This window comes from Paenibacillus sp. USDA918EY (assembly GCF_009870825.1).
In the GTDB taxonomy this organism is placed as follows: domain Bacteria; phylum Bacillota; class Bacilli; order Paenibacillales; family Paenibacillaceae; genus Paenibacillus_AQ; species Paenibacillus_AQ albilobatus.
This window is the reverse complement of the sequence record NZ_WTWY01000001.1, coordinates 35,183-59,831: the sequence shown is the minus strand read 5'-3', so window position 1 is coordinate 59,831 and position 24,649 is coordinate 35,183. Positions and strand designations below refer to the sequence as shown.

The 24,649-nt window shown below is 54.5% G+C and carries 24 protein-coding genes; 3 read left to right on the top strand and 21 right to left on the bottom strand.

The genetic code is table 11. The features are described 5' to 3' along the window. Positions 1 to 4: 4 nt before the first annotated feature. The 5 genes from GQY55_RS00375 to rplS form a co-directional block, all read right to left on the bottom strand. Positions 5 to 676 (bottom strand): ribonuclease HII, encoded by a 672-nt coding sequence (locus GQY55_RS00375; protein ID WP_268894971.1) that lies wholly within the window; start codon positions 674 to 676, stop codon positions 5 to 7. Positions 677 to 733: 57 nt separating this feature from the next. After that, positions 734 to 1,906, bottom strand: coding sequence for a polysaccharide deacetylase family protein (locus GQY55_RS00370; RefSeq protein ID WP_160037358.1), 1,173 nt, complete (start codon positions 1,904 to 1,906; stop codon positions 734 to 736). 312 nt (positions 1,907 to 2,218) lie between these two features. Continuing rightward, on the bottom strand, positions 2,219 to 3,085 hold the full coding sequence (ylqF, locus tag GQY55_RS00365; RefSeq protein WP_160037357.1) for a ribosome biogenesis GTPase YlqF: 867 nt from the start codon (positions 3,083 to 3,085) through the stop codon (positions 2,219 to 2,221). Positions 3,086 to 3,135: 50 nt separating this feature from the next. Beyond that, positions 3,136 to 3,756, bottom strand: a complete 621-nt coding sequence (lepB, locus tag GQY55_RS00360) for a signal peptidase I (RefSeq protein WP_160037356.1) — start codon at positions 3,754 to 3,756, stop codon at positions 3,136 to 3,138. Positions 3,757 to 3,908: 152 nt separating this feature from the next. After that, the gene (rplS, locus tag GQY55_RS00355) at positions 3,909 to 4,253 is read right to left on the bottom strand and encodes a 50S ribosomal protein L19 (RefSeq protein ID WP_127599436.1); all 345 of its coding nucleotides are present in this window, start codon (positions 4,251 to 4,253) and stop codon (positions 3,909 to 3,911) included. 404 nt (positions 4,254 to 4,657) lie between these two features. Between rplS and GQY55_RS00350 the strand changes: the two genes are divergently transcribed. Both GQY55_RS00350 and GQY55_RS00345 read left to right on the top strand, forming a co-directional pair. Next, positions 4,658 to 5,938, top strand: coding sequence for an MFS transporter (locus GQY55_RS00350; RefSeq protein WP_160037355.1), 1,281 nt, complete (start codon positions 4,658 to 4,660; stop codon positions 5,936 to 5,938). Between the two features lie 167 nt (positions 5,939 to 6,105). Beyond that, positions 6,106 to 6,657 carry a winged helix-turn-helix domain-containing protein gene (locus GQY55_RS00345; protein WP_236575318.1) on the top strand — a complete coding sequence of 184 codons (552 nt, stop codon included), beginning with the start codon at positions 6,106 to 6,108 and terminating at the stop codon, positions 6,655 to 6,657. 89 nt (positions 6,658 to 6,746) lie between these two features. Here GQY55_RS00345 and GQY55_RS00340 read toward each other — a convergent pair whose 3' ends face one another. Next, entirely contained in the window at positions 6,747 to 7,706 is a 960-nt protein-coding gene (locus GQY55_RS00340) for a GNAT family N-acetyltransferase (protein WP_160037354.1), read from the bottom strand. 348 nt (positions 7,707 to 8,054) lie between these two features. Here GQY55_RS00340 and GQY55_RS00335 point away from each other — a divergent pair, with 348 nt between their 5' ends. Beyond that, entirely contained in the window at positions 8,055 to 8,996 is a 942-nt protein-coding gene (locus GQY55_RS00335) for a helix-turn-helix transcriptional regulator (RefSeq protein ID WP_160037353.1), read from the top strand. Between the two features lie 83 nt (positions 8,997 to 9,079). Here GQY55_RS00335 and GQY55_RS00330 read toward each other — a convergent pair whose 3' ends face one another. The 15 genes from GQY55_RS00330 to fabD form a co-directional block, all read right to left on the bottom strand. After that, the gene (locus tag GQY55_RS00330) at positions 9,080 to 10,435 is read right to left on the bottom strand and encodes a dipeptidase (protein WP_201452060.1); all 1,356 of its coding nucleotides are present in this window, start codon (positions 10,433 to 10,435) and stop codon (positions 9,080 to 9,082) included. 68 nt (positions 10,436 to 10,503) lie between these two features. Next, entirely contained in the window at positions 10,504 to 11,253 is a 750-nt protein-coding gene (gene trmD / locus GQY55_RS00325) for a tRNA (guanosine(37)-N1)-methyltransferase TrmD (protein ID WP_160038411.1), read from the bottom strand. A 4-nt stretch (positions 11,254 to 11,257) separates the two neighbouring features. Further along, complete coding sequence (gene rimM, locus GQY55_RS00320) at positions 11,258 to 11,776, bottom strand: ribosome maturation factor RimM (protein WP_160037352.1); 519 nt, start codon at positions 11,774 to 11,776, stop codon at positions 11,258 to 11,260. A gap of 232 nt (positions 11,777 to 12,008) precedes the next feature. Further along, on the bottom strand, positions 12,009 to 12,239 hold the full coding sequence (locus GQY55_RS00315) for a KH domain-containing protein (protein ID WP_160037351.1): 231 nt from the start codon (positions 12,237 to 12,239) through the stop codon (positions 12,009 to 12,011). A gap of 22 nt (positions 12,240 to 12,261) precedes the next feature. Beyond that, positions 12,262 to 12,534, bottom strand: a complete 273-nt coding sequence (gene rpsP, locus GQY55_RS00310; protein WP_036714483.1) for a 30S ribosomal protein S16 — start codon at positions 12,532 to 12,534, stop codon at positions 12,262 to 12,264. A gap of 38 nt (positions 12,535 to 12,572) precedes the next feature. Beyond that, the gene (gene ffh / locus GQY55_RS00305) at positions 12,573 to 13,955 is read right to left on the bottom strand and encodes a signal recognition particle protein (RefSeq protein WP_160037350.1); all 1,383 of its coding nucleotides are present in this window, start codon (positions 13,953 to 13,955) and stop codon (positions 12,573 to 12,575) included. A 24-nt stretch (positions 13,956 to 13,979) separates the two neighbouring features. Then, a complete protein-coding gene (locus GQY55_RS00300) occupies positions 13,980 to 14,336 on the bottom strand; it encodes a putative DNA-binding protein (RefSeq protein ID WP_160037349.1) in 357 nt (118 codons plus the stop codon). Positions 14,337 to 14,496: 160 nt separating this feature from the next. Further along, positions 14,497 to 15,144 (bottom strand): PAQR family membrane homeostasis protein TrhA, encoded by a 648-nt coding sequence (gene trhA / locus GQY55_RS00295; protein ID WP_160038409.1) that lies wholly within the window; start codon positions 15,142 to 15,144, stop codon positions 14,497 to 14,499. A gap of 483 nt (positions 15,145 to 15,627) precedes the next feature. Next, positions 15,628 to 16,638 (bottom strand): signal recognition particle-docking protein FtsY, encoded by a 1,011-nt coding sequence (gene ftsY / locus GQY55_RS00290; RefSeq protein WP_160037348.1) that lies wholly within the window; start codon positions 16,636 to 16,638, stop codon positions 15,628 to 15,630. A 33-nt stretch (positions 16,639 to 16,671) separates the two neighbouring features. After that, positions 16,672 to 20,241, bottom strand: a complete 3,570-nt coding sequence (gene smc, locus GQY55_RS00285) for a chromosome segregation protein SMC (RefSeq protein ID WP_160037347.1) — start codon at positions 20,239 to 20,241, stop codon at positions 16,672 to 16,674. 157 nt (positions 20,242 to 20,398) lie between these two features. After that, positions 20,399 to 21,109 carry a ribonuclease III gene (gene rnc / locus GQY55_RS00280; RefSeq protein WP_160037346.1) on the bottom strand — a complete coding sequence of 237 codons (711 nt, stop codon included), beginning with the start codon at positions 21,107 to 21,109 and terminating at the stop codon, positions 20,399 to 20,401. 12 nt (positions 21,110 to 21,121) lie between these two features. After that, positions 21,122 to 22,360, bottom strand: a complete 1,239-nt coding sequence (gene fabF / locus GQY55_RS00275) for a beta-ketoacyl-ACP synthase II (protein WP_160037345.1) — start codon at positions 22,358 to 22,360, stop codon at positions 21,122 to 21,124. 132 nt (positions 22,361 to 22,492) lie between these two features. Then, complete coding sequence (gene acpP, locus GQY55_RS00270) at positions 22,493 to 22,726, bottom strand: acyl carrier protein (protein ID WP_019638123.1); 234 nt, start codon at positions 22,724 to 22,726, stop codon at positions 22,493 to 22,495. 101 nt (positions 22,727 to 22,827) lie between these two features. Then, the gene (gene fabG / locus GQY55_RS00265; RefSeq protein ID WP_160037344.1) at positions 22,828 to 23,577 is read right to left on the bottom strand and encodes a 3-oxoacyl-[acyl-carrier-protein] reductase; all 750 of its coding nucleotides are present in this window, start codon (positions 23,575 to 23,577) and stop codon (positions 22,828 to 22,830) included. A 50-nt stretch (positions 23,578 to 23,627) separates the two neighbouring features. Next, positions 23,628 to 24,551 (bottom strand): ACP S-malonyltransferase, encoded by a 924-nt coding sequence (gene fabD, locus GQY55_RS00260; protein ID WP_160037343.1) that lies wholly within the window; start codon positions 24,549 to 24,551, stop codon positions 23,628 to 23,630. Between the last annotated feature and the right edge of the window lie 98 nt (positions 24,552 to 24,649).

The window sequence follows — 24,649 nt, the reverse complement described above, 5'->3', positions numbered from 1 at the left end:
CGCCTTAAAACAAGGTTTCCTGCACGACCTCCAGATTTTTCAAAAAGCTGCGCCGGTGCATCGGCGTCGGACCCAAGGCAAGAATCTGCTCGCGGTGAAATTTGGTGGCGTAACCTTTATGTATCGCGATTCCGTATTCGGGATACCTTGCTTCCCAGTCCCCTTTGCAAAGCCGGTCCCGCGTCACCTTGGCGATAATCGATGCCGCCGCGATGGACTGGCTGGTCGCGTCTCCTTTGATGATCGAAAGCTGCGGCAGGTCCACATCGACTTTTTCCGCATCGATGAACAGCATGTCCGGGGCCACGGCCAGCCCGAGAACCGCCCTTTTCATCGCCAGCCTGGCCGCCTGCTTGATGTTGATCCGGTCGATCGTCTCCGCGTCCGCATAACCGACCGATACGTCCACCGCCTGTTCCATAATTTGTTCAAACAGCGCTTCGCGTTTTTTCTCGCTCAATTTTTTCGAATCGTCTACGCCTTCCAGTACCAGACCGGCGGGAAGGATGACGGCTGCGGCGACCACATCCCCGAACAAGCAGCCGCGCCCGACTTCGTCGATGCCCGCGATATTTTGATAGGATTGTTCCCAATGCTCTTTTTCATGCTTCAACAAGTCCGTCATGTTGTTCCTCCTTGCTCCCACGGACGGTTTTCCCGTCTCCCAAGCTTCCATTCTAAAACATTATACTTGATCCGCAGCCAGGGCGCATGGCTTTTGCGGCATTTTCCATTATTCTGCTGCGATTCGCATGCCTCCGGTTTTGGGCTTGGCTGTTACCGGCGGCTTTGCCGGGGGCTTCGCCCCGGATCGTCCCGGGCCCGGTTTCGTTTGATTCGAAGCGGGTACCGCTCCCCTTTTCATCAGCGCGATCAAGCTTTCGGGATCGTTGTCCGCGCCGCCGGCATTAAGGCGATATCCGTTTAATCCGCCCGGCCGGTTGATGCCCGGCATGACCGTGAAGGTCACCTGCATATCGAGTTCCTTGCATATGCGCAGCAGCGAAGGCGAAAACACCCCGTAAGGGAAAGCGATCACTTGCATCGCGTTGCCTATCTTTTCGCGCAAAACGGCATTGGCTTGTTCCAAATCCCGCCGCACGCGCGCGGCGTATTCCCCTTGCGTTTCCTTGCGGCCAAGCTGCGCGTTCCAGACCGGTCCCCTTAATGCCGCCTTCGAACGCTTTCCGCCGGCATCCAAAGGCGCATACCTGTGCGAATCGAAGGAATGGCTGTAAAAATCGACGCCGTTGGCATGCATCTCCCGCACCTGCTCCCAGTCCAGCTTCGGAATGCCGGCATGTTTCGGATTGCCGACCGTATTGACGATCAGAAAACTTGTCGCAGGCACATGGTACTTCAGAAGCAGCGGGTACGCGTATTCGTAAAACGACTCGTAGCCGTCGTCGAAGGTCATCAGCACCGCGTTGGGAGGCACCGGACTGCCATGCAACACAAACGCCGCGTATTGCTTCATCGTAATCCATTGAAATCCGCTTTCTTTCATCAAGCTCAGCTGCCGCTCAAACTTGACGACATCGAGGCTCTGCCTGTCTTTCTGGCCGGGCGTCACCTCATGATACATCAGCGCGATGACCTTATCGCGGTAATAAATCCGGGCCGGGTGTTCCTGTTGAAATGACGTGTCCTGAAGCGTCATCGCGCTTTTTCCAGCCGCGGATTCCGTTCGGGCCGCCGCCGGCCCGGTTCCCGTTTGCCCTTCCGTCCCGTTCGTCGCCCCGCGGGGTTGCGGCGGCAGGCCGGCCGCAGTCGCTGCCCTTCCATGCGGCGCGGATGCATGATCTCCGGCTCCGAAGCTCCAGACCAGCATTCCGCTTGCTACCGCGAACATCACTGCCGCAACTGCGGCACCCGCACCTGCATAGATCCGCCGTTTCCGCTCCAAACGCCTCTCCCCTTATGCTTCAGACTCGCAATCCAGACGGCTATATCGCCAAATCTCCGCCATTCACCCTTCCTCCGGTTACCCCTGATGGAATCGCCTTTGATTTTATATATTAAGAAAACCGTCTATCGATGCCCCCCTAAAAAACAGACCGCATTTGCAATAACCCCCACAACTCCCATGCCTGCTTCGAAACCGATTCAGCTATTATGCAAAGCTCCCGGAGCTTGGATGTCAAAAAAAGAGCCAACCGTTTGGTTGGCTCGCTTCAACGCAAAAAGCCGCCTTCCGGCGGCCTGTGTTATTGCCGTATCAATATGGCGATTCGAGGGAAAAACGGCCCATTTTGCCTGCCCGCAGCTCCCGCAGCAGCGTCCTCGAAGCCTTTTCCAGATCGACCCGTCCCCCGCTGACCAGGCAGCCGCGCTTGCGGCCGACCGCTTCCATGATGGCTACGATTTCATCGCTGTCATCCGGGTTATGCGGGGTGTTCTCGTCAAGCTCAAAGCGTTCCCGGAACGCATCCCAATAATAGCCGACCAAATATTTCACGGCGAAAAAAGCAATGTCCTCGGCGTTCAGGATCTCCTCTTTGATCGCCCCCGTGACCGCCAGCTTGTAGCCGACGTTCTGGTCTTCGAATTTCGGCCATAAAATGCCCGGCGTATCCAAAAGCTCGATTTCGCCGCCGACCTTGATCCACTGCTGGCCTTTGGTCACCCCCGGACGATCGCCCGTCGCGGCGATGCTGCGTCCGGCCAGCCGGTTGATGAGCGTCGATTTGCCGACGTTCGGAATGCCGACGATCAGCGCCCGGATCGCCCGCGGATTCATGCCTTTGGCGATTTGCTTGTCGATCTTTTCCTTCAGCAGCAGCTTCAGCTGGCCCGGGATATCCTTCACGCCGGTTCCGGTCGAGGCGTCGACCGGGAATGCTGTATGCCCCTGCTCCTTGAAATAATTTTGCCATTCCCTGGTGACCGCGGCATCCGCAAGATCCGCTTTGTTCATGATGATCAGCCGCGGTTTGCCCTGCAGTATTTCGTCAATCATCGGATTGCGGCTGGACAGCGGAAGACGCGCATCGATCAGCTCGATGACCACGTCGATCAGCTTCAGCTTTTCCTGTATTTGGCGGCGCGCTCGTGTCATATGACCTGGAAACCATTGAATCGTCACCGTCATCACCTCATTTTTGCCTACAACCAGCCGCTAGACCGGTGGATGGTTTAATGTTTGATCAATTGAACGTCTTTGATCGGCCAGAAAATCAAATCCGCGCGCCCGACGATATCGCTCAGCGGCACATATCCGATCATCCGGCTGTCCGTACTGTCGGAACGGTTGTCGCCCATCACGAAGACATGGCCCTCCGGCACCTTCCCGTCCGGGAACGCGCTGTTCGGAAAGTCCTTGTCATTATACAGTTTGCCCTCTTTATGGCTCTCGTCAATCGCACCCTGTATGTAGGTTTCATTGACCGGTTTCCCGTTGACCGTCACCGTATCGCCTTCGACCTTGACGGTGTCGCCCGCGACGGCGATGACCCGCTTGATGAAATCCTTGCCTTCGGAAGGAACATGGAACACGATGACTTCTCCGCGTTGCGGCTTCCGGATGTCGTATAGAATTTCGTTTACGATCAGCCGTTCACCCGTATGGAAGTTCGGCTGCATCGACGGCCCGTCCACGATAAACGGTTTAAAGAGAAGCCAGCGGATGAGAGCCACCAGAATAAGAGCAATCACGATTGCTTTTAGCCATTCCACAACTTCATTTTTCGCTTTTTTGGGCGGTTTCTGATCCTGCTCCTGCAACTCCGCCCCGTCATTCTGAATGTCCTGCTGCATACGTCACCGTCCTCTCCTCGCATCATCTTTTTCATGAGCTTGCGCGCATTTTCATTTTTTGCCGAAAAGAAAAGCTCCTATACGGAGCCGTAACATTTCTTATCCTAAAACGAAAAGGGCTTGAAATCAAGCCCTTTACGCTGCACCGCATATTAACGGCGAATTTCTTTAATTCTTGCTGCTTTACCGCGAAGTTCACGAAGATAATAAAGCTTCGCACGACGCACTTTACCACGGCGAGCCACTTCGATTTTCTCAATTTTTGGCGAGTTGATCGGGAACGTTCTTTCCACGCCAACACCGTAAGAAATTTTACGAACCGTAAAAGTCTCACTGATTCCGCCACCGCGACGTTTAATAACAACACCTTCGAACAACTGGATACGTTCGCGAGATCCCTCGATTACCTTAACGTGCACTTTCAAAGTGTCGCCAGGACGAAAACTTGGGATATCTTTACGAAGCTGTTCTTGAGTGATCGCTTGTAGGATATTCATCTAGGACTCCCTCCTTCCGTACAGGTGTTCTTGCCTCTTCCGGAAAACCCTTTGTTCTCCTTCATCATCCGCAGCGGACCACCGTATTCCACACAACAGCGTTAATTGTATCATATCGGCATCGCCGTTTGCAACAATAAATTGAACAAGCCTTCCGGCGAAGTTTCGGCTCTTCATTGCGAATCAAAAAGCCGCGGTTTCCGCTTCGCTTCATCTAATGCCTAAAATTGTTCCGCCCAGCGAGTGAGACTGCCGCCAGAGCCGTTGTTCATCCAAGCTTCATCGTCGTCATAAAAATTTTAACGTTTTGCCAAAAACCTCTTGAAATTTGCCGAATAATTCATAAAATAAATCTAACGTTAAAAATATTTTATTGTTAATAAAAGTTGAATGGAGTTGTGAACATGGGGGAAACGGTTCTGGTTCAATCACAGCCGAGGCAGGGCATCCGCGCATTGCGCGCACACCCGTCTTATCTGATCATGATCGCCGCAAAAATCATTTCGCGTTTTGGGGATTCCGTCGATTCGATCGCGTACAGCTGGATGGTTTACATGCTCACCGGCTCGGAAGTGCTGATGGGGACGTTGTTTGCGGTCAATTTCATCCCGGGCATTGCCCTCAGCCCTTTTACCGGCGTACTGGTGGACCGTTGGTCCAAGAAAAAAGTCGTCATCGTCGCCGGGACCGGGAGAGGCGCCACCGTTACGTTAACCGCGCTGCTTTATTTTACGGGCCATCTTGAGGCTTGGCATTTGTTCGTGTTTACTGTGCTGAACTCCACCTTTGAATGTTTTTCGACTCCGGCCGAGATGTCGCTGGTTCCCAGGCTGCTGCCCAAGGAGCTGCTGCTGACGGGCAATTCGTTGACCTCCTCCGTCTCCCGGACCGCGGAGCTTGGCGGAATGGCCGCCGCAGGCGGACTCATCGCTTTTGTCGGCATTTCCGGCACGATGGTGATCGATGCCGCGACTTTTTTGATCGAAGCGCTGCTGTTTTTCTTCATTCGGCCCAATCCGGCGGAAAAGCCTGCGGATGAACCGCACGGTGATACCGGAGAGGACAGCCGAAGCTCGTATTGGAAACAATTTTTGTCCGGCCTGCGGTTCGTCGGAAAAAAACGGCTGATTCTGCTGACCATGCTGGCGGGCGCTTTCGTGAACCTTTGCCTTTGTCCGTGGAACGTGCTTCAGCCCGTCTATGTGAAGGAAGTGCTGCATGCCGGACCGTTCGGGCTCAGTTTGCTCGGCATTACGCTCGTGGTCGGCATGATTTTGAGCGGCCTTTGGATCAGCCAAAAGGGAAACCGCTACAAAAAAAGCACCCTGATCGTTTTTGGCTTCCTGCTGCTTGGGGTAACCTACAGCCTGCTTTATTTTCCGGCGTTCATCGCCAAATATCCGCTTTATGCGGCCTCCTTGTTCAGCTTCGGCATGGGCTTTGCCATCTCGTTCGTAAACACGCCGATATCGACGTATACGATGGAAGTTACGCCGCAGAACATGCTTGGGCGCATCGGGGCTTTGTCCGGCATGATCGCGACGTGCACCATCCCTCTCGGCGGCGTCATCGCCGGTTTTGCCGGCACCTGGATGAGCGCAAACACGGTATTTCTCGTTTTCGGGCTGCTGATGATCTTGCCGGGACTGGCGCTTCTGACGCAAAAAAGTTTTATGAGCCTGTAAATCGCCGGCGCCCGCACCTCCATCCTGCCTCAAGCGGAAACATCGGCGCCGGAATATGCGCCGTTTTGAACAAACATGCTTTGTGCTTTATCCATTCGGGCTATATAATAGTCTTATTGGCAAAATACGCTGAACGTAAATGCATGAAATAATGAGGTGCGATTGTATTGGAAACGAAGGAACTTAGCACGATTGAGGAAATCCGGATTTATTCCGACCCCTACCGGATGAAAATATTAAGCCATTTCCAGCGGATGGATCACCCCGCGACCATTAAGGAAATTGCCGACGACATGGGCGAGATTCCGGCCAAGGTATATTACCACGCCAAAAAGCTGGAAAGCATCGGACTGCTCCAATTGGTAAGCACCAAAGAAATCAACGGCATCAACGCCAAATATTACGAACCGTTCAAAGGGGCGGTGCGGATCAAACGCGACGACGGCGCGGACGAAGCCGCAAAAAAGATTTTTATATCGGAGACGCAAAAGCTCTTATCGGATTTGTACGAGGATAACAAGCAGCGATTTTTAAAAGCTCAAACGCTGGATAAACCCCACAGCAATTTGACCAATTCCGAGGTGTATTTGACCGAAGAGGAAGCGAAGGAATTTTTCGAAAAAATCAATCGGTTCTTGGAAGAGCATCATAAACGGAAACATCCGGACCAGGTCAAATACAGCATTTTTACGACGATTACCAAGTGGATGGAAGACTAAACCGGATATGCGGCGACAAAATGCAACCCCCTCGGCATGCTGCCAAGGGGGTTCTCCTATTATCCACGTTTTGATATCGTTCGGGGACCTTACTGCTTCAAGTCTTTTTTGGCCAGATCGTAGCCCTTCCATACGGTAAATCCGAGTTTTGCGTAAAAATCGATCAATCCGGTCCAGTCGATCACGAGGTTGTTTACGCCGCGGCCGGCCAGCTCCGCTACCCCGTCTTTCACGATCGCAAGGCCGTAGCCTTTTCCGCGGAAACGGTCGTCAACCCCCAGCGGGCCGATCCCGCCCAACGGGCCGTCAAACAGCGGCGCCCAGTACGTATTTTGGGCAATCAGCGGCGATTTGTCGTCATTCACCCTGCAGAAGCCGATCATTTCTTCGCCCTTGAACAGCCCTACAAACTCCCGGCCTTCGCCTCCGCGTTCCCAATATGTTTCCGCCTCGTAAAGCCAGCGTCCGGGGAAGCAGCGTTTGAAAAAGCGCAGCATTTCTTCCCGGTCCTTGGCTTCGAGCAGGCGGGCATAAGCCCCTTCGGCATATTGCTGGCGTCCTTCGTGTTTCCCCGACCGATTGACCAAATCATAGACGTCGTACACTACTTCGTATCCCCGGCGCGCAAACCATGCCTTGGCCTCAGGCAGCTCATGCGGAATTCCAGGAAAATAGTGCCACGGGTCCCGGCCGACGTAGGCCAGCTTCGCGCCCGCTTCTTGCAGCGCCCGTTCGGCCTGCTCCAACAGCGAGCTGCCGACGCCCTGCCCCCTTGCATCGCTGCGGACTACAATCGCCTGAATCCAACCTCCGCCGTCGCCAAGCGTCATTTCGCGCTGCCGCTCCCGCCACAATTTCGCAATGACGAAACCCGCCAACCGTCCCTCGTCATCGACGGCAAGCCTGGAGCCTTCAACGTACATGTTTTGATCCTGAAACGTATTTTGCCGCATCAGCTGCTCGCGCATCGGGAAAAGTCCGCCAAGCTCCCGGTTCCAAAGCTCGCACATCGAAGCCAGCCAATCCTCATGAAGCGGTATGAATTTCACGTTAAGTCCTCCCGAAAATCAGAATAATATTTCATAAATAGGCTATTAAAATAAAATTTTATTTCATATTGAAATTATATTGGATATCCCTCTATACTTCAACCTATTTGCGGTAATTCACATATGCCGTTACATCCGCAGCCGTGTTTGAACACGACGACGGCGCCCAGCGACCGTTCATAAGACATCCCCATCATCTCCTTCGTTATTTTAGAATGCCGCAAGGTCCTTCTGGACTTTGGGATCCGTTTAGCTCATAATAGTGACAACTATTGTCATGATCAAAAAATCTTTTAAAAAACGGATCGGGGTATCCGAATATCCCGTCAAATCCGATGGGGAAAAACGATGTCCAAATCCAAAAGACTGATGGAGCTCATGATGGCCGTTAACCGGAAGCGCCGCTTTACCGTCAAGGAGCTGGCTTCCGATTTCGGCGTATCGCCCAGGACGATCCTGCGCGATTTGCAGGAGCTGAGCGAGCTGGGCGTGCCTTTATATTCGGAAGTCGGGCCTCACGGCGGATATCGGGTGCTGAACGAAAGAATGCTGCCGCCGATTGCGTTTACAGAAGAAGAAGCGGTATCGGTCTTTTTTGCCGTTCATGCGCTCCGCCATTATACGTCCCTGCCGTTTGAAGCGGAATCTTCCTCGGCGCTGAAAAAGTTTTACCACTACATGCCGGAGGACACGCGGGATCGCATCGACCAGATGAAACAACGCATCGATTTCGTCACGCCAAAAAGGCAGGCGGCTTCCCCGCATCTGGCCATGCTGCTGGATGCGGCGATCCGCCAGCAGGTCCTGAAGATCGAATACGCCTCCCGGGAAAAGCGGTCCCAGCGCGACATCCAGCCGATCGGCATCTACACGAGAAACGGGTTATGGTATTGTCCCGCGTATTGCTATCAAACCGACGGCTTCCGCCTCTTCCGGTGCGACCGGATCCATTCGGCCTTTCCTTCGGAAACGCCGCCCCGGGACCTTCGCCATATCCATCTCGAAAACCGCGAGCCGGCACACCGCTCGGATCAGCATTGCATCCCTCTGTTTGCCGAGTTGACCCCGGTCGGGGTTCAGCTTTGCGAAGCGGAACCTTGGGCCGAACCGATGCTTCATAAGCGGGAGGACGGCAGCGGCTGGCTTGAAGGAAACATGCCGGAAAACGAACTGGATTTTTTTGCGAAGTTTATGATCGGATTAGGGGATGAAGCCGAATTAAAAGGCGCTCCGCAGCTCCGGCTGCACATCCGAAAGGTTCTCGATGGCCTCATGACCAAATACGGTTAAATCCGGTCTCCGGTGCTTTAAACGAAAAACTGCCGCTCGTCAAAGTTTCACTTTGCTAAGCGGCAGTTTTGTTTCAGGCGTTATTACACCCTTTTGAGGAAATCGACGATGGTCAGCAGACCCAGATCGAAGTTTTCAAGGTTGAAATGCTCGTTTGGCGCATGCAGGTTTTCGTCCGGAAGTCCAAAGCCCATGCACACGACAGGAGCTTCAAGAACACGCGAGAACGTTTCGACAATCGGAATCGAACCGCCGTCGCGGGTGAATACCGGACGCGTGCCATAGACATGCTCATAAGCATCCGCAGCCTTTTGCAGCACCGGCGTGGATGGGTCGATCGTAAACGGGTTTCCTTTTTCCATCGGCGTCACGACGACTTTCGCGCCGGCAGGCACATGGCTGTAGATATGTTTTTCGATTTTGTCGAGAATGTCCTGCGGATCTTGATGTCCGACGAGACGGCACGTAATTTTCGCATGCGCTTCCTTCGGAATGACCGTTTTGCTGCCTTCGCCTTGGAAGCCGCCGTATACCCCGTTCAGCTCAAGCGTAGGCCGCGCTCCGGTTCTTTCGGCAAAGGTGAATCCTTCTTCCCCGAACAGCTCGTCGAGCCCCAAATCCTGTTTCAGCTTGTTTTCGTCGACGTTTTGCTTTTTGAATTCCTCGCGGTCCTCCGGCGTAAGCTCCAGCACGCCTTTGTAGAAGCCTTCCACGCTGACCCGTCCCTTTTCGTCATGCAAGGAGTTCAGCAGGCTGACCATCGCATGCAAAGCGTTTGGAACCCCGCCGCCGTACGTGCCGGAGTGCAGGTCCGTATTGGCGGTGTATAACGCCACTTCCAGGGAGCAGAGACCGCGCAGGCCGGTGCAGATCGCCGGTTTTCCTTTTTCGAGCAGCGAGGTGTCGGAAATGAGCACCACGTCGGCTTTGAGCTTATCTTGATGTTCTTCAAGGAAGATCGGCAGGTTCGGGCTCGACACTTCTTCTTCGCCTTCGACGCAAAACTTGATGTTGACGGGCAGCTCTTTTTCTTCGGCAAGAATAGCTTCTACCGCTTTGATATGTAGGAAAAGTTGGCCTTTATCGTCCGTCGCGCCTCTGGCGTACAGTTTCCCGTCGCGGATGTCGGGCTCGAACGGCGGCGTTTGCCACAGATTGAGCGGATCGACCGGCTGCACGTCATAATGGCCGTAAACCAGAACCGTCGGTTTGCCTTCCGCATGCATATAATCGGCATATACGATCGGATGCCCTTTCGTTTCATGGATGGTGACGTTTTCGAGTCCGGCGCGGGTCATCGTATCGGCCAGCCATTGGGCCGCCCGCTTGACATCCCCCTTATGCTCGGACAAAGCCGAAATGCTTGGGATCGACAACCATTCCTTCAATTCGTTCAAATGTTTGTCTCTATTGCCCTGGAAATAATTTTTGTAATCCATGGATATTCCTCCTTTAAAAGATGAATTTAAACTGAGCGGGCCGTCATAATATCAGGCAGGAACACGGCCTATCGGCCGCTTTCCTGCTTCTCCTGCCGCAGCCGCTTCAACACTTTGCGGTCTTGATCGGTAAGCTCTATCTTCTCCAGCAGGTCCGGACGGCGCTCCAGCGTGCGTTTTAAGGCCTGCTCGCGGCGCCAAAGCTCGATGTTGGCATGATGTCCGCTGAGCAGAATATCGGGCACCTTCCAGCCCCTGAATTCGGCTGGACGGGTGTAATGAGGATACTCGAGCAGCCCCGTGCTGAACGAATCGGTCACCGCGGAGGTTTCGTTTCCGAGCACCCCCGGAAGCAGACGCACGATGGAATCGATGGCCACCATGGCCGGCAGTTCCCCGCCGGTCAGCACATAGTCGCCGATCGACAGCTCGTCCGTCACCAGATGCTCGCGGATTCGTTCATCATAACCTTCATAATGGCCGCAGATGAAGATAAGATGCTCTTCCTGGGCAAGCTCCTCCGCTTTCCGCTGCGTGAAGGTTTCGCCCTGCGGGCACATCAGAATAACGCGCGGCGGGGCGGAGGTACGTGTCAGCAAATCCTCGACCGCCGCAAAAATCGGCTCGGGCTTCAGCACCATGCCGCCGCCGCCGCCGTATGGGGTATCATCCACGGTGCCATGTTTGCTGCTCGAATACTCGCGAAAATTCACGGCGTTTAAGCTGACGATGCCTTTTTCCTGCGCTTTTCCGAGAATGCTCGAGCGAAACACGCCATCCATCATCTCCGGGAACAATGTCAGCACATCCACCTTCATCATGCTACAGCAATCCTTCCATGAGATGCACAAGCACTTTCCGGTCTTTGACGTTGACGTCCAGCACGACGTCGTCGATGTACGGAATGAGGATGCTTTTGCCCGATTTCGGCTGCACGACCCAGACATCGTTGGCTCCCGGCGTCAAAATTTCCGTGATCACGCCCAGTTCCCGTCCTTCGTCCGTCACGACCTCGCAGCCGATGATTTCATGGAAGTAGAACTCGTTTTCGGGCAGTTCGACCAAATCCTCCCCGGTCACTTTCAGCATGCCGCCCTTTAATTTTTCGACGTCATTAATATTATCGTACTCTTTCAACTTCACGATGTACATATTCTTATGAAATCTCGAGGTTTGAACGGTAACGGGCACCGGCGTTTTTCCGTCCGGCGGGACGACCAAAAGCTCGCTGCCCTTGGCAAAGCGCACTTCGGGAAAATCCGTGTGCGGCAATACCTTGATCTCGCCCCGGATTCCATGCGTGTTTACGATTTTGCCTACATTTAAAAGTGTTTGCGGCATATTTTCCTCCTGCGTTTATTGCGGTTTCGGCCTAAAGGCCGAAACGGAAACGTCTCTCGGCGTTTTTCAAAAAAACAAAATACGGCATATAAAACAAATAACCGCCGCTTGCCCGGCGGCATGTTCTCTTTACTCTATATAATACCGTGGACAAGGCTTAAATCCTTCAAGTTTCATCCTTTATATTTTGAAAAAAAGGGCTAGGAAATACATCCTAGCCCCCTTCGTACCTTTAAGATATAATATCCACGGTTACGCGTTTATCCATTTTGACTGCTGCGGAAGTGACGACCGTGCGAAACGCCTTCGCGATCCGCCCCTGCTTGCCGATGACTTTGCCTACATCGTCGGGATGCACGGTCAGTTCATACACAATCAGGTGATCCTTCTCCACCGTTTTCACGGTCACATCTTCGGGATGATCCACTAAAGCCTTAGCAATAACTCCAACTAATTCTTCCATAGATAACCCTCACCATCAGTCATTATTTCTGTTGCTTCAGCTCATGGAACTTCTTCAACACGCCTGCTTTGCTCAGCAGGTTGCGAACCGTATCGGAAGCTTGTGCGCCATTTTGGAGCCAAGCAAGAGCTTTATCTTCATCGATTTTGACTTCAGCCGGTTGTTGAACCGGGTTGTAGTAACCGATTTCTTCGATAAAACGACCGTCACGCGGGGAACGGGAATCCGATACCACGATGCGGTAGAAAGGAGCTTTATGAGCACCCATGCGTTTCAGACGAATACGTACTGCCACGAAATTCACCTCCTTCAACAAAATATATATATCCAGGCTTAACGGAACGGGAATCTCATTCCGCCTTTGCCGGCCAATCCTTTAAGCTGTTTCAAAGCTTTGCCTTTAGGGCCTTTCGGACCCATCATATCGGAGAACTGTTTCATCATCCGGCGCATTTCGTCGAACTGCTTGATCAGCCGGTTCACTTCGGCAAGCGAGGTTCCGCTGCCTGTCGCAATCCGCTTGCGGCGGTTATGGTTGATGATATCCGGATGCTGCTTCTCCTCTTTCGTCATCGAGAAGACGATGGCTTCGATGCGGCTCATCTGTTTCTCGTCGACTTTCAAATCTTTCGCCTGCTTCAGCTTGCCCATGCCGGGAATCATGTCCATGATCTGATCGATCGGACCAAGCTTCTTAACCTGCTCCATCTGCTCCAGGAAATCGTCGAAGGTAAATTCGGCGTTGCGCATTTTGCGCTCCATTTCCTTGGCTTTTTCGGTGTCGATATTGGCCTGCGCCTTTTCGATCAGGGACAGCATGTCGCCCATGCCGAGAATCCGCGAAGCCATCCGTTCCGGATGGAAAGGCTCGAGCGCATCGACCTTTTCGCCAAGCGCCGCGAATTTGATCGGACAGCCGGTTACCGCTTTGACGGACAACGCGGCGCCGCCGCGCGTATCGCCGTCGAGCTTCGTCAAGACAACCCCTGTCAGTTCGAGCTCTTTGTTAAACGTCTCCGCGACATTGACGGCATCCTGCCCCGTCATGGCATCGACGACGAGCAGCACTTCGTCCGGCTTGATTTCGGCGTGTATCTGCCGCAGTTCCTCCATCAGCTCTTCATCGACGTGAAGACGACCGGCGGTGTCGACGATCAGATAGTCATGGCCGTTGTCTTTGGCGTGCTGCAAGCCCTGTTTGGCGATCTCCACCGGGCTTGTCTTGTCGCCAAGCGAAAATACCGGCACATGGATCTGTTCGCCCAACACTTGAAGCTGCTTGATCGCAGCCGGCCGGTATATATCGCCTGCTACGAGCAGCGGACGGTGGTTTTGCTTCAGGAGCATCTTCGCCAGCTTGCCGGAAGTCGTGGTTTTACCCGCACCCTGCAGACCGACCATCATGATCACGGTTGGCGGCTTGTTCGCTTTCGCCAGCTTCGCCTGACTTCCGCCCATCAGCTCGGTGAGTTCCTTGTTGACAATGTCGATGATCACCATGCCCGGCGTGAAACTTTGCATCACTTCGGTACCGATGGCTTTTTCTTTCACCTTGGCCACGAAATCCTTGACGACTTTAAAGTTGACGTCCGCTTCGAGAAGGGCCAGACGCACTTCGCGCATCGCTTCGTTTACGTCGTCCTCGGATACCTTCCCTTTGCCGCGCAGCTTGCTGAACACGTTCTGCAACCTGCTGGTCAATCCTTCAAATGCCACGAACCGCCACCTCCTTCGTTTGCTTTATTCCCATGCTTCCAATTGATCCACAATATCGTTGATGTCCGTTTTCCGGTCCTGCGCGATCGCGCTGGCATTGACCAGCTCGCGCAGCTTTTCCAGCTCTTGAACGCGTCGTTCGTATTTTTTCAGCAGCCCGAGCTTTTCCTCGTATTGCTCCAACACCTGTTCGGCCCGTTTAATATGTTCATATACCGCCTGCCGGCTGATTTCGAACTCGGCGGCGATTTCCCCGAGGGAAAAATCATCGTGAAAGTAGTATTTAAGGAACGTCTGCTGCTTCTCAGTCAGCAAAAGTTCATAAAAATCAAACAGCAGATTGATGCGGTTCGTTTTCTCGAGCCGATTCTCCTGACTCATCCAGGGGCACTCCCTTCGTCAAGGAAAAACACTTTACAGTTCATTAACGTTCCTTATCATACATAAATCCAGGAAAGATGTCAAGCATTATTCCTTGTCATCTTTGAAGCGGATCTTCCCTCAGAATCAAGGAACGTTTCTCCCCCTCATGACGGGCTTTTTACGACCATGGCAGCAAATAAACCAGCACGGCGAAAAAGTGAACGATACTTCCGGCCAGCACGAACAAATGCCAAATGGCATGATGGTAGGGGAATCCCCGCCACACGTAAAAAATCGTTCCCAGCGTATACAATATGCCCCCTGCCGTCAGCAGCGCAATCCCACCGGGCGCAACCGCCGCGGTCAAAGGCCCCCAAGCCACGACGACCATCCAGCCCATGATCAAATAAAAAATCGTGGACATAAACAAAAACCGTTTCGTGAAAAAGGCTTTAAAAATACAGCCCAGCACGGCGATTCCCCACACGATCCCGAACAAGGTCCAGCCGAGCGTGCCGCGGATCGCCACCAGCATAAACGGCGTGTACGTGCCCGCGATAAACAAATAGATCGAGGAATGGTCGAAAATTTCGAACAGGTCCTTGATTTTTCCCTCTTTAAAGCTATGCACCAGGGTGGAATTCAAATACAGAATCAGCATCGTCGCCCCGTATACGGAAAAGCTGGCGATATGCCACGCCGTTCCTTTCATCGTCGAAAAGACGACCAGCGCCACGAGGGCCGCGACGCTAAGCAAGGCGCCGATGCCGTGGGTAATGGCGTTGGCCACTTCTTCCCGCCGGCTGTAGGTATAAGTGTTGGCCATAAACAACCCTCTCATCGTTTCTTTTCTTAACATTATAACCGTCCCTCCTCTACCATTTCCACTCTCGCGGAATTCCGGCCGTCCTCAGCTGTTCCGTTGGAAGGTTCAAAGGGGAAATTTGCTATAAAAAAACGATGACGAGATGTGATATTTTGCTGTAACTTTAGGTGCTGCAGCTGCCTGATGCCAAAAACATCATGTTCGAGCGAACCGCAAGAAAGGATTTTTTATGTACCGGTTTTTCGCCTAGACTTAAGCCTGTTAAAGCTTATGAAAATCGCCCCGAAGGTGTGCCTGTACACGGCCGGGCAGGAGATGCCGCCCCCGCTTCACCGCCCTCTACTGCTTCACGGGTCAGCGCTTTAACAAGAAAAAAAAGCTTTGCGAAGGAAGCGGTTTTCCCCGGAAACCCGGACCTTCCATGGCAAAGCCTTTTTTATATCATGACTCGGATCATGACTCCCGTACTAAGACGGACAACCTTTAATCATTGGCCGTTTCGGTCTCATCGCCTTGCTCTTGCTCCTGAATCAGTCCGGCGAAAAGCGCATGTACGAACTGCTCGGAATCAAACGGCTGCAGGTCTTCCATTTTTTCGCCGAGACCGACGAATTTCACCGGCAGGTTGAGCTCTTGGCGGATCGCCACGACGATCCCGCCTTTGGCCGTTCCATCCAGTTTTGTGAGCACGAGGCCGGTAACGCCGCTTTTTTCGCCGAAAAGCTTCGCCTGGTTCAGCGCGTTTTGTCCGGTCGTTGCATCGAGCACCATGAGCACTTCATGCGGCGCGCCCGGAATTTCCCGCTGGATGACGCGGAAAATTTTGTTGAGCTCTTCCATCAGGTTGGTTTTGTTCTGCAAACGTCCCGCCGTATCGCAGATGAGCACATCCGCCTGCCGCTGCTTGGCGGCTTGAACGGCATCGTACATGACGGCCGCGGGATCCGATCCGGCATGCTGCTTGATCACCTCGACGCCGGCGCGTTCTCCCCATACTTCAAGCTGCTCGATCGCTCCGGCACGGAACGTGTCGCCTGCGGCGAGAATCACCTTTTTGCCTTCCTGCTTGAAGCGGTGCGCAAGCTTGCCGATCGTCGTCGTTTTGCCGACGCCGTTGACGCCGACGAACAAAACGACCGTAATGCCGTCCGGATTCATCCGGATCGCGTTGTCGTCGTCTCCGCGCAGCAGCTCCATCAGCTTTTGCGACAAAATCGGCTGCAGCTCGGACGCATCTTCGATCCGCTGTTTTTTCACTTCGGCGCGCAGATCGTCAATAAGATCCATGACGGTGTTCACTCCGACGTCGGCGCCGATCAAAATTTCTTCAAGCTCCTCGTAAAATTCCTCGTCGATTTTTTTGCGGCGAATCATCAGGTCCGCCACTTTCTCGACAAACCCTTTGCGGGTTTTCTCCAGCCCGTCGCGGAATTTGCTTGTCACCGCCTCCGTTTTGCTGGAAATGCTTTCTTTCAGCTTTTTGAAAAAGCTCATACGTCTCCTCCATCTCTATCGCTATTGCCTGGATCAGGCGATTTCTGCCTCGTCGTTTTCAAGACGGACGGACACCAGTTTGGAAACCCCGCCCTCTTCCATCGTCACGCCGTACAGCACATCCGCTTCTTCCATCGTGCCTTTGCGGTGCGTCACAACGATAAATTGCGTTTGCTCGGAAAATTCGCGCAAATATTGGGCAAACCGGACGACGTTGGCTTCGTCGAGCGCCGCCTCCACTTCGTCCAGCACGCAGAACGGCACCGGCTTGACCTGCAAAATCGCAAACAGCAGCGCCATGGCGGTCAGAGCGCGTTCGCCGCCGGAAAGCAGCTGCAGGTTTTGCAGCTTTTTGCCCGGAGGCTGGGCGACGATGTCGATCCCCGTCTCAAGCAGATGCTCGGGATCGAGCAGCACCAGATCGGCGCGGCCGCCGCCGAACAGCTTGACGAATACCGTGCCGAATTCATGCCGGATCGCGTCAAAGGTCTGTTTGAACCGTTTGGACATTTCATCGTCCATTTCGCGGATGACCTCGTACAGCGTCGTTTTGGCCTCGATCAAATCGGCCTTCTGTTCGCTGAGGAACTGGTAGCGCTCGTTGACGCGCTGATACTCCTCGATGGCGCCGAGGTTCACGTCTCCCAGCGCCGCGATGCCGCGCTTCAATTCGCGAACATCGGCCTGCACGGCCGGCACGTCTTCCGGAACCGGATATCTCGCTTTCGCCAGCTCATAGCTCAGCTCGTAGTCCTCGCTCAACTTCTTGAGGATATTCTCAAGCTCCACGTCGAGCCGGTTCACGCCGATTTCCGTCTGCCGCAGCTGGTCCTCCACCGCTTTCAGACGCGTCCGCTGCTCTTTCGTTTCGCTTTCGTCCTGCTCCAGCTTTTTGGAAAGCTGCATCCGCGCGGCCCGTTTGAAATCCAGCTGCTCGGAAGCCTGCTCCTTCTTCAGCTTGTAACGGTTGAGGTCCTCGATTCTCTGGATGGATTCCTTGGCGTTGGTTTCGAGATCCGCCTCGATGGAAGCCAGAAGCGTCTTCGATTGGCGCAGCTCCTTGTCCTGGGAATTAAATTCGTTTTGCATCCGGCGCAGCTGCTCCTCGAGCGAGAAACATTCCTGATCCAGCTTGCCTTCCCGGACTTTATGCTGGGTCAGCTGGGTTTGCAGCTCCTCCTTGGCCGTTTCGCTTGCCTTGCGGGCAAACTCGGCAGCCTGGATCGCTTGATGCGTCGCTTTCTCTTCCTCTTCCAGCTGGGCGAGCTTTTTGACGGCTTCTTCCCGGGTTTTCTGCAGCTGCTCGTTTTCTTCATTGAACCCGTTTTTCTCCTGACCGGCCAGTTCGACCTGCTCCAGCACATGCCGAAGCTCATGCTCCAGCTGCTTGAGGTCGCCGGAAAGGTTTTGTTCTTCGACCCGCTTCTCGTCGCCGGCTTGGCGAAGCTCATCCAGCTTTTCCTGCGTTTCGTTCAGCTGGTTTTTCACGTCCTGAATGCTTTGAGTCAGCTTGCGAAGCTGATTCTCCGTATCGGTTATTTCTTGGTCCAATTGTTCAAGCTGGCGTTTGCGGCCAAGCAGGTTGTTGTTTTTTTTGTGCTGGCTTCCGCCCGTCATCGAACCGCCGGCGTTCACCACGTCGCCTTCGAGCGTGACGACCCGGTAACGGTATTGGCAGCGCGCCGCGATTTTGTTCGCGACCTCAAGGCTTTCCGCCAAAATGACGTTGCCGAGCAGGCTGCCGACGATCGGAGCATACTTGCCGTCGTATTGCACGAGATCCGCCGCTATGCCGACGTAACCTTCTACGCCCTCGACCATGGAACGGTCGCCGGAGGCAATATTCCGCGCGCGGATGACGTCGAGCGGCAGAAACGTCGCCCGGCCAAGCTGCCGCTGCTTCAAGAACGCGATCGCCTGGCGCGACACCGCCTCGTTGTCCATGACCACATGCTGTAGCGACGCGCCGAGCGCGGTTTCCACCGCAAGCTCCAGCCGCTCAGGGACACGGATGAGATCCGCGACGGCGCCGTGTACGCCGTGAAGCACCGATTTGCGGGCGGCCTTCAATACTTCCTTGACGCCAAGCATAAAGCCGTCGAAGTCATCGGCCATTTCCTTCATCGTGTCGCGGCGCGAAATTTGCGCCTCGCGCTTCTGCTCCCACTTCCGCAGCATGCTTTGGCTTTCGTCCAGCAGCCGCTGCAGCGACTGGTAGCGTTCGCTTTCGGTAATGTAGCCGCCCCGCAGTTCCCGAATCTCCTGCGCGATTTTTTCGATCGCCTGGTCAAGCTGCTGCTTGCGCCCCATGAGCTCTGCTTTTTTGCTTTCCCATTTGTCCGTTTCCTCATCGGCACGGCTCATCCGGCGGGACAAGGCTTCCTGCTGCTGGTCAGCGTAACGGATTTCGTTGCGTGCCTGGGCCATTTGGTTCATCAGCTCGAGCAGATTGCCCTTCAGGCTTTCCTCCTGCTGCTGGCTGATCCCGCCCGTCAAGCCCGCAAGCTTGGTTTCTTCGGCGGAAAGCTGCTCGCGCAGCTGCTTCAGTTCCTCCTGCGAAGCCTCCAGCTTCGTTTTTAGCAGCTCGATTTCGGCTTTCCGGTCTTCAAAACGCTCGTCGCCGCTGCTCAACGTGCTCAGAAGCTGTTCCCGGTTCGCCTCCAGATTCCGCTTGCGCTCCCGCAGCACTTCCGCGTAACCTTCGCTTTTCTCGTAAGCCTCGCTGTACTGCAGCAGTTCACCCTGCAGCGTCTCGACTTCCGTCTCCAGCTTGCGCAGCGCCGCGCGATCGCTTTCCAGCTTGGCGTCATGCGCGGACACGACCGTGGACAGCTGAAGCTGCTCCTCCTGCAGCACCTTCAGCTTGGCGTTCGCCTCGCTCCAGGCGGCGTGGATTTGCTCGATCTGGTACACGTACAGCGATATCTCTTTCGTTTTAAGCTGCTCGCGCAGCTGTTTGTAATGAATGGCCTTTTCGGACTGTTCCTTCAGCGGCCCGATCTGATCTTCGAGCTCGGTGACCAAATCGTGAATGCGGAGCAGGTTTTGCTCGGTTTCATCCAGCTTGCGCACCGCATCCTTTTTCCGCGATTTATATTTGACGATACCGGAGGCTTCTTCAAAAATCCCCCTGCGATCCTCGGACCTCGTGCTCAAAATCTCTTCGATCCGGCCTTGTCCGATGATGGAATACGCTTCTTTCCCGATGCCGGTATCCATAAACAATTCGGTAATGTCTTTCAGTCTGCATGATTGCCTGTTGATAAAATATTCGCTGTCTCCGCTCCGGTGCACCCGGCGCGTCACCGTCACCTCGTTAAAATCAAGAGGCAAGGCATGGTCCTCATTATCCAGCGTTAACGACACCTCGCCGAAATTGACCGCTTTGCGCGCGTCGCTTCCCGCAAAAATAATGTCCTCCATCTTGCCTCCGCGCAGCGATTTGGCGCTTTGTTCCCCAAGAACCCAGCGGATCCCGTCGGAAATGTTGCTTTTGCCGCTGCCGTTCGGACCCACGACCGCCGTAATGCCGCGGACAAACTCCATTTCGGTTTTATCGGCAAACGATTTAAAACCCGCTAATTCAATCCGCTTCAAAAACATTTTTCCCAAATCACCTCTAAACCTTATAATACCATAACCCCGCGCTTCATTGGGGATCCCGCCGGCTTTCAACGAAGAAAGAGCAAAAAGCAGTCTGAAGGCTACTGCCGTTCATTAAAGTGCGACTGCTCTTTGCTCTTTGTTTGTCCTTGACTATTTACAGGGAGCCGTCAATGCCAGCCAGCTTCAGCTGCTTTAACGCGACTGCGGCAGCCTGCTGCTCGGCTTCTTTTTTAGAGCGGCCCGTTCCTCTTCCTACACGCTCATTCCCCATATAAACCTCGGAGACAAACTCACGTTCATGCGCCGGACCCCGTTCTTCGACGATCCGGTATTCCAAAGCGCCCATGTTATGATGCTGCGTCAATTCCTGCAGCTCTGTCTTGTAATCGCTCATATGGAGGTTGCCTCCGGCTTCAACCAGGGGAAACACATAGGTTTGCAAAAACGAACGGGCGGCATCCAGCCCCTGATCGAGATAAAGGGCGCCGACAAACGATTCGAAAACGTCCGCGAGCAAAGCCGGGCGGGTTCGCCCGCCGGTCAGCTCTTCCCCTTTGCCGAGCAGCACGTACTGCCCGAATTCCAAACTTTCCGCAAACTTCACGAGCGACGGCTCGCAGACGATGGCCGCGCGCAGCTTTGTCAGTTCACCTTCGGGACGGTTCGGAAAAAGCCGGTACAAATATTCGGATACCGTCAGCTCCAGCACGGCATCGCCCAGAAATTCCAGACGCTCGTTATCCTGCTGCTGGCTGAAGCGGTGTTCGTTGACATAAGAAGCGTGGGTAAAGGCCTGTTTCAGCAGCAGCCGATTGTGAAATTGGATTTGAAGTTTCTGCTGTAACTGCTTCAGATCTCCACTCAACAAATCGTCCCCTTACTCATCGAATTTTTTAAGAATGATCGTGGCGTTGTGACCGCCAAAGCCAAAAGAGTTGGACATGACGACATGAAGCTTCGCGTCGCGCGCCTTGTTCGGAACGTAGTCCAAATCGCATTCCGGATCCTGGTTGTCCAAATTGATCGTCGGCGCGATTTTTTGATGTTCGAGCGACAATCCGCAAATGACCGCTTCGACCCCGCCTGCCGCGCCAAGCAGATGGCCGGTCATCGATTTGGTCGAGCTGACCGCTACTTTGGAAGCGTGATCTCCCAGCGCCTTCTTGATTGCGATCGTTTCGGAACGGTCGCCGACAGGCGTCGAAGTCCCGTGCGCGTTGATGTAGTCGACCGCGTCCGGAGCAAGGCCGGCGTCGCGCAGCGCCATCGTCATGCAGCGTGCCGGGCCGTCCGGATCCGGCTCGGTAATGTGGTAAGCATCGCCGCTCAGGCCGTAGCCGACGACTTCGGCGATAATGCGCGCACCGCGTTTTTGCGCATGTTCGAGCGATTCGAGCACCAGAATGCCCGCGCCTTCGCCCATAACAAATCCGTCGCGGTCAATGTCGAACGGGCGGCTCGCTTTTTCAGGTTCGTCGTTGCGGGTGGACATCGCGCGCATCGCGCAAAATCCCGCCATGCCGGTTGGACGGATCGTCGCTTCCGCGCCGCCGCAAATCATAACGTCCGCGTCGCCGCGCTGGATCAGCTTGAAGGAATCGCCGATGGCATGCGAACCGGTTGCGCAGGCCGTGACCGGCGTCGTGTTCGGTCCTTTTGCCCCGAGCATGATGGACAGCTGTCCGGAAGCCATGTTGGCGATCATCATCGGGATGAAGAACGGGCTTACGCGTTTCGGTCCCTTTTCGAGCAAAATGTTGTGCTGGTCTTCCCATGTTCCGAGACCGCCGATGCCGGACCCGATCGAAACGCCGACGCGGTTGGCGTCCGCATCCTTTTCGATGTCAAGGCCGCTGTGCTGAAGGGCGGATTTCCCGGCCGCGACGGCAAACTGGACGAAACGGTCCATCTTGCGCGCTTCCTTCTTGTCCATGAAGTCTTCGGGATTAAAATCCTTGACCGAAGCCGCGATTTGTGTCGGGTATTCGCTGATGTCAAACGATTCGATCCGGGAAACTCCCGACTTGCCTGCCATCAAGTTATTCCAAAACGTGTCCAGGTCATGGCCGAGTGCCGTCACAACGCCCATCCCGGTTACAACCACTCTATGCTTCAAATACATTCACCTCTATATCGAATGCACGGACCAAAGCGGGCCCGCTGCAAATATATTCAAGTCGTTTGGCGTTTCACTTTCAAAATGAGGAGAAGTCCCGCCTGTAGAGCAGTACGGGACTTATCAAATGACTTAGGTATGAGATTGTATGTAATTTACAACTTCACCTACGGTCGTAATTTTCTCTGCGTCTTCATCAGAGATTTCCAGATCGAATTCGTCTTCCAATTCCATGACGAGTTCAACAACGTCGAGAGAATCAGCACCAAGATCATCTTTAAAAGATGCTTCCAGTGTTACCTCAGCTTCGTCAGCACCCAAACGATCCACGACGATGCGCTTTACACGCTCCAATACATCGGACATCCGGTTCACCTCCTCCTTGGTATTATACGAGAAAAGTTTTCAAAATGCCAGAGGCTATGAAAACGGTTCTCTTATTGGCGTCTGCGCCGGTTTAGCGGGCATTACATGTACATGCCGCCATCTACATGAAGAGTTTGTCCTGTCATATAGGATGCCCCTTCGGAAGCCAGGAAAACCACGACCTTGGCAATTTCCTCCGGCTGGCCGAGGCGGGCGAGCGGAATATCCTGAATCATTTTGTCTCTCAGTTCATCCGAAAGCTCGCGGGTCATGTCGGTATCGATGAATCCCGGAGCCACGCAGTTTACCGTAATGCCGCGCGAAGCAAGCTCGCGCGCCGACGATTTCGTCAGGCCGATGACGCCGGCTTTCGCCGCGACATAGTTGGCCTGCCCCGCGTTGCCGAGCACGCCGACAACCGACGAAATGTTGATGATCCGGCCGTAGCGCTGTTTCATCATCGGACGGCTCGCGGATTTGAGGCAATTGAACACGCCTTTGAGGTTCGTTTCGATCACTTGGTCGAATTCTTCCTCTTTCATGCGCATGATCAGATTGTCTCTCGTAATTCCGGCGTTGTTGACAAGGATGTCGATCCGGCCGAAAACGTTCGTTACCTCTTTAATGAGGGTTTCGGCCTGATCCGATTGTCCTACGTTGGCCTGAATGGCGAACGCCTCAACGCCGAGCCGCTTGATTTCCTCGACGACGGCCTGCGCGGCAGCCTCGCTGCCCGAATAGTTGACGGCGACGTTCGCCCCCGCTTCGGCAAGCGCAAGCGCGATGCTGCGGCCGATCCCGCGGGATGCGCCGGTAACCAGCGCGGCTTGTCCCTGCAGTGGTTTGGACATGCGAAATTCTCCTTTCTTCTTAGTATACCTCGGATGCCTGTCGCTTCATCTTAAAAACTTGCGGACAGGCTTTCAAGCGTGTTGATGTTGATGAGTTTCGCGGTTTTGTCCATTTTTTTGACGAGCCCCGTCAGCACGCTGCCCGGCCCGATCTCGACGAACGTGTCGACGCCTTCCGCGATCAGGTAGGCCACCGTGTCTTCCCAAAGCACGGGAGAATAAACCTGCTCCACCAAAAGCTCGCGGATCCGGTCCGCGCTTTCGGCCGGACGGGCCGTTACGTTGGCAACGACCGGAACAGCAGGTTCATGGAACGTTGCCTCCTTAAGCTTGGCCCCCAGCTGCTCCGCCGCGTCCTTCATCAAAGAAGAATGGAAAGGTCCGCTGACTTCCAGCGGGATCGCCCGCTTGCCCCCCGCTTCCTTCACGCGCTCGCCGACGGCGGCCACGCCTTCTTTGGAACCGGATACGACGATTTGGCCCGGGCAGTTGATGTTGGCCATCTCTACCAGACGACCCTCTTCGGTAATGCTCCGGCACAACTGCTCCAAGGCGGAGCGGTCGGCGCCGAGCACGGCCGCCATGGCGCCTTGCCCGCCGGGAACCGCCGCCTCCATGAATTCTCCCCGTGCGCGCACGATCCGAACCGCGTCCTCGAAGCCGAGCACGCCGGCCGCGACCAGCGCGCTGTATTCGCCCAGGCTGTGGCCCGCCACGAAGTCGGGAGCGATTCCTTTCTCGCGCAGTGCCGCCAAGGCGGCAACGCTTGCGGTCAGCAAGGCGGGCTGCGTATTAAACGTCTTTTTTAATTCGCCGTCCGGACCTTCGAACATCAGCTTGGAAATCGAAAATCCAAGCGCGCGGTCCGCGCTGTCGATAATATCGCGCGAAGCGGGGACCGCTTCGTAAAAGTCTTTGCCCATTCCGACGGACTGGGCTCCCTGTCCGGGAAATACAAATGCCGTTTTACCCATCTTTTACGCTCCTCTCATTATCGGTTGACGCCTCGCAAAACGCCGGACCGCCCCTTGCAGCAGTGCACGGAGGATGTCCGCGTCATGGTCGGCGCTGA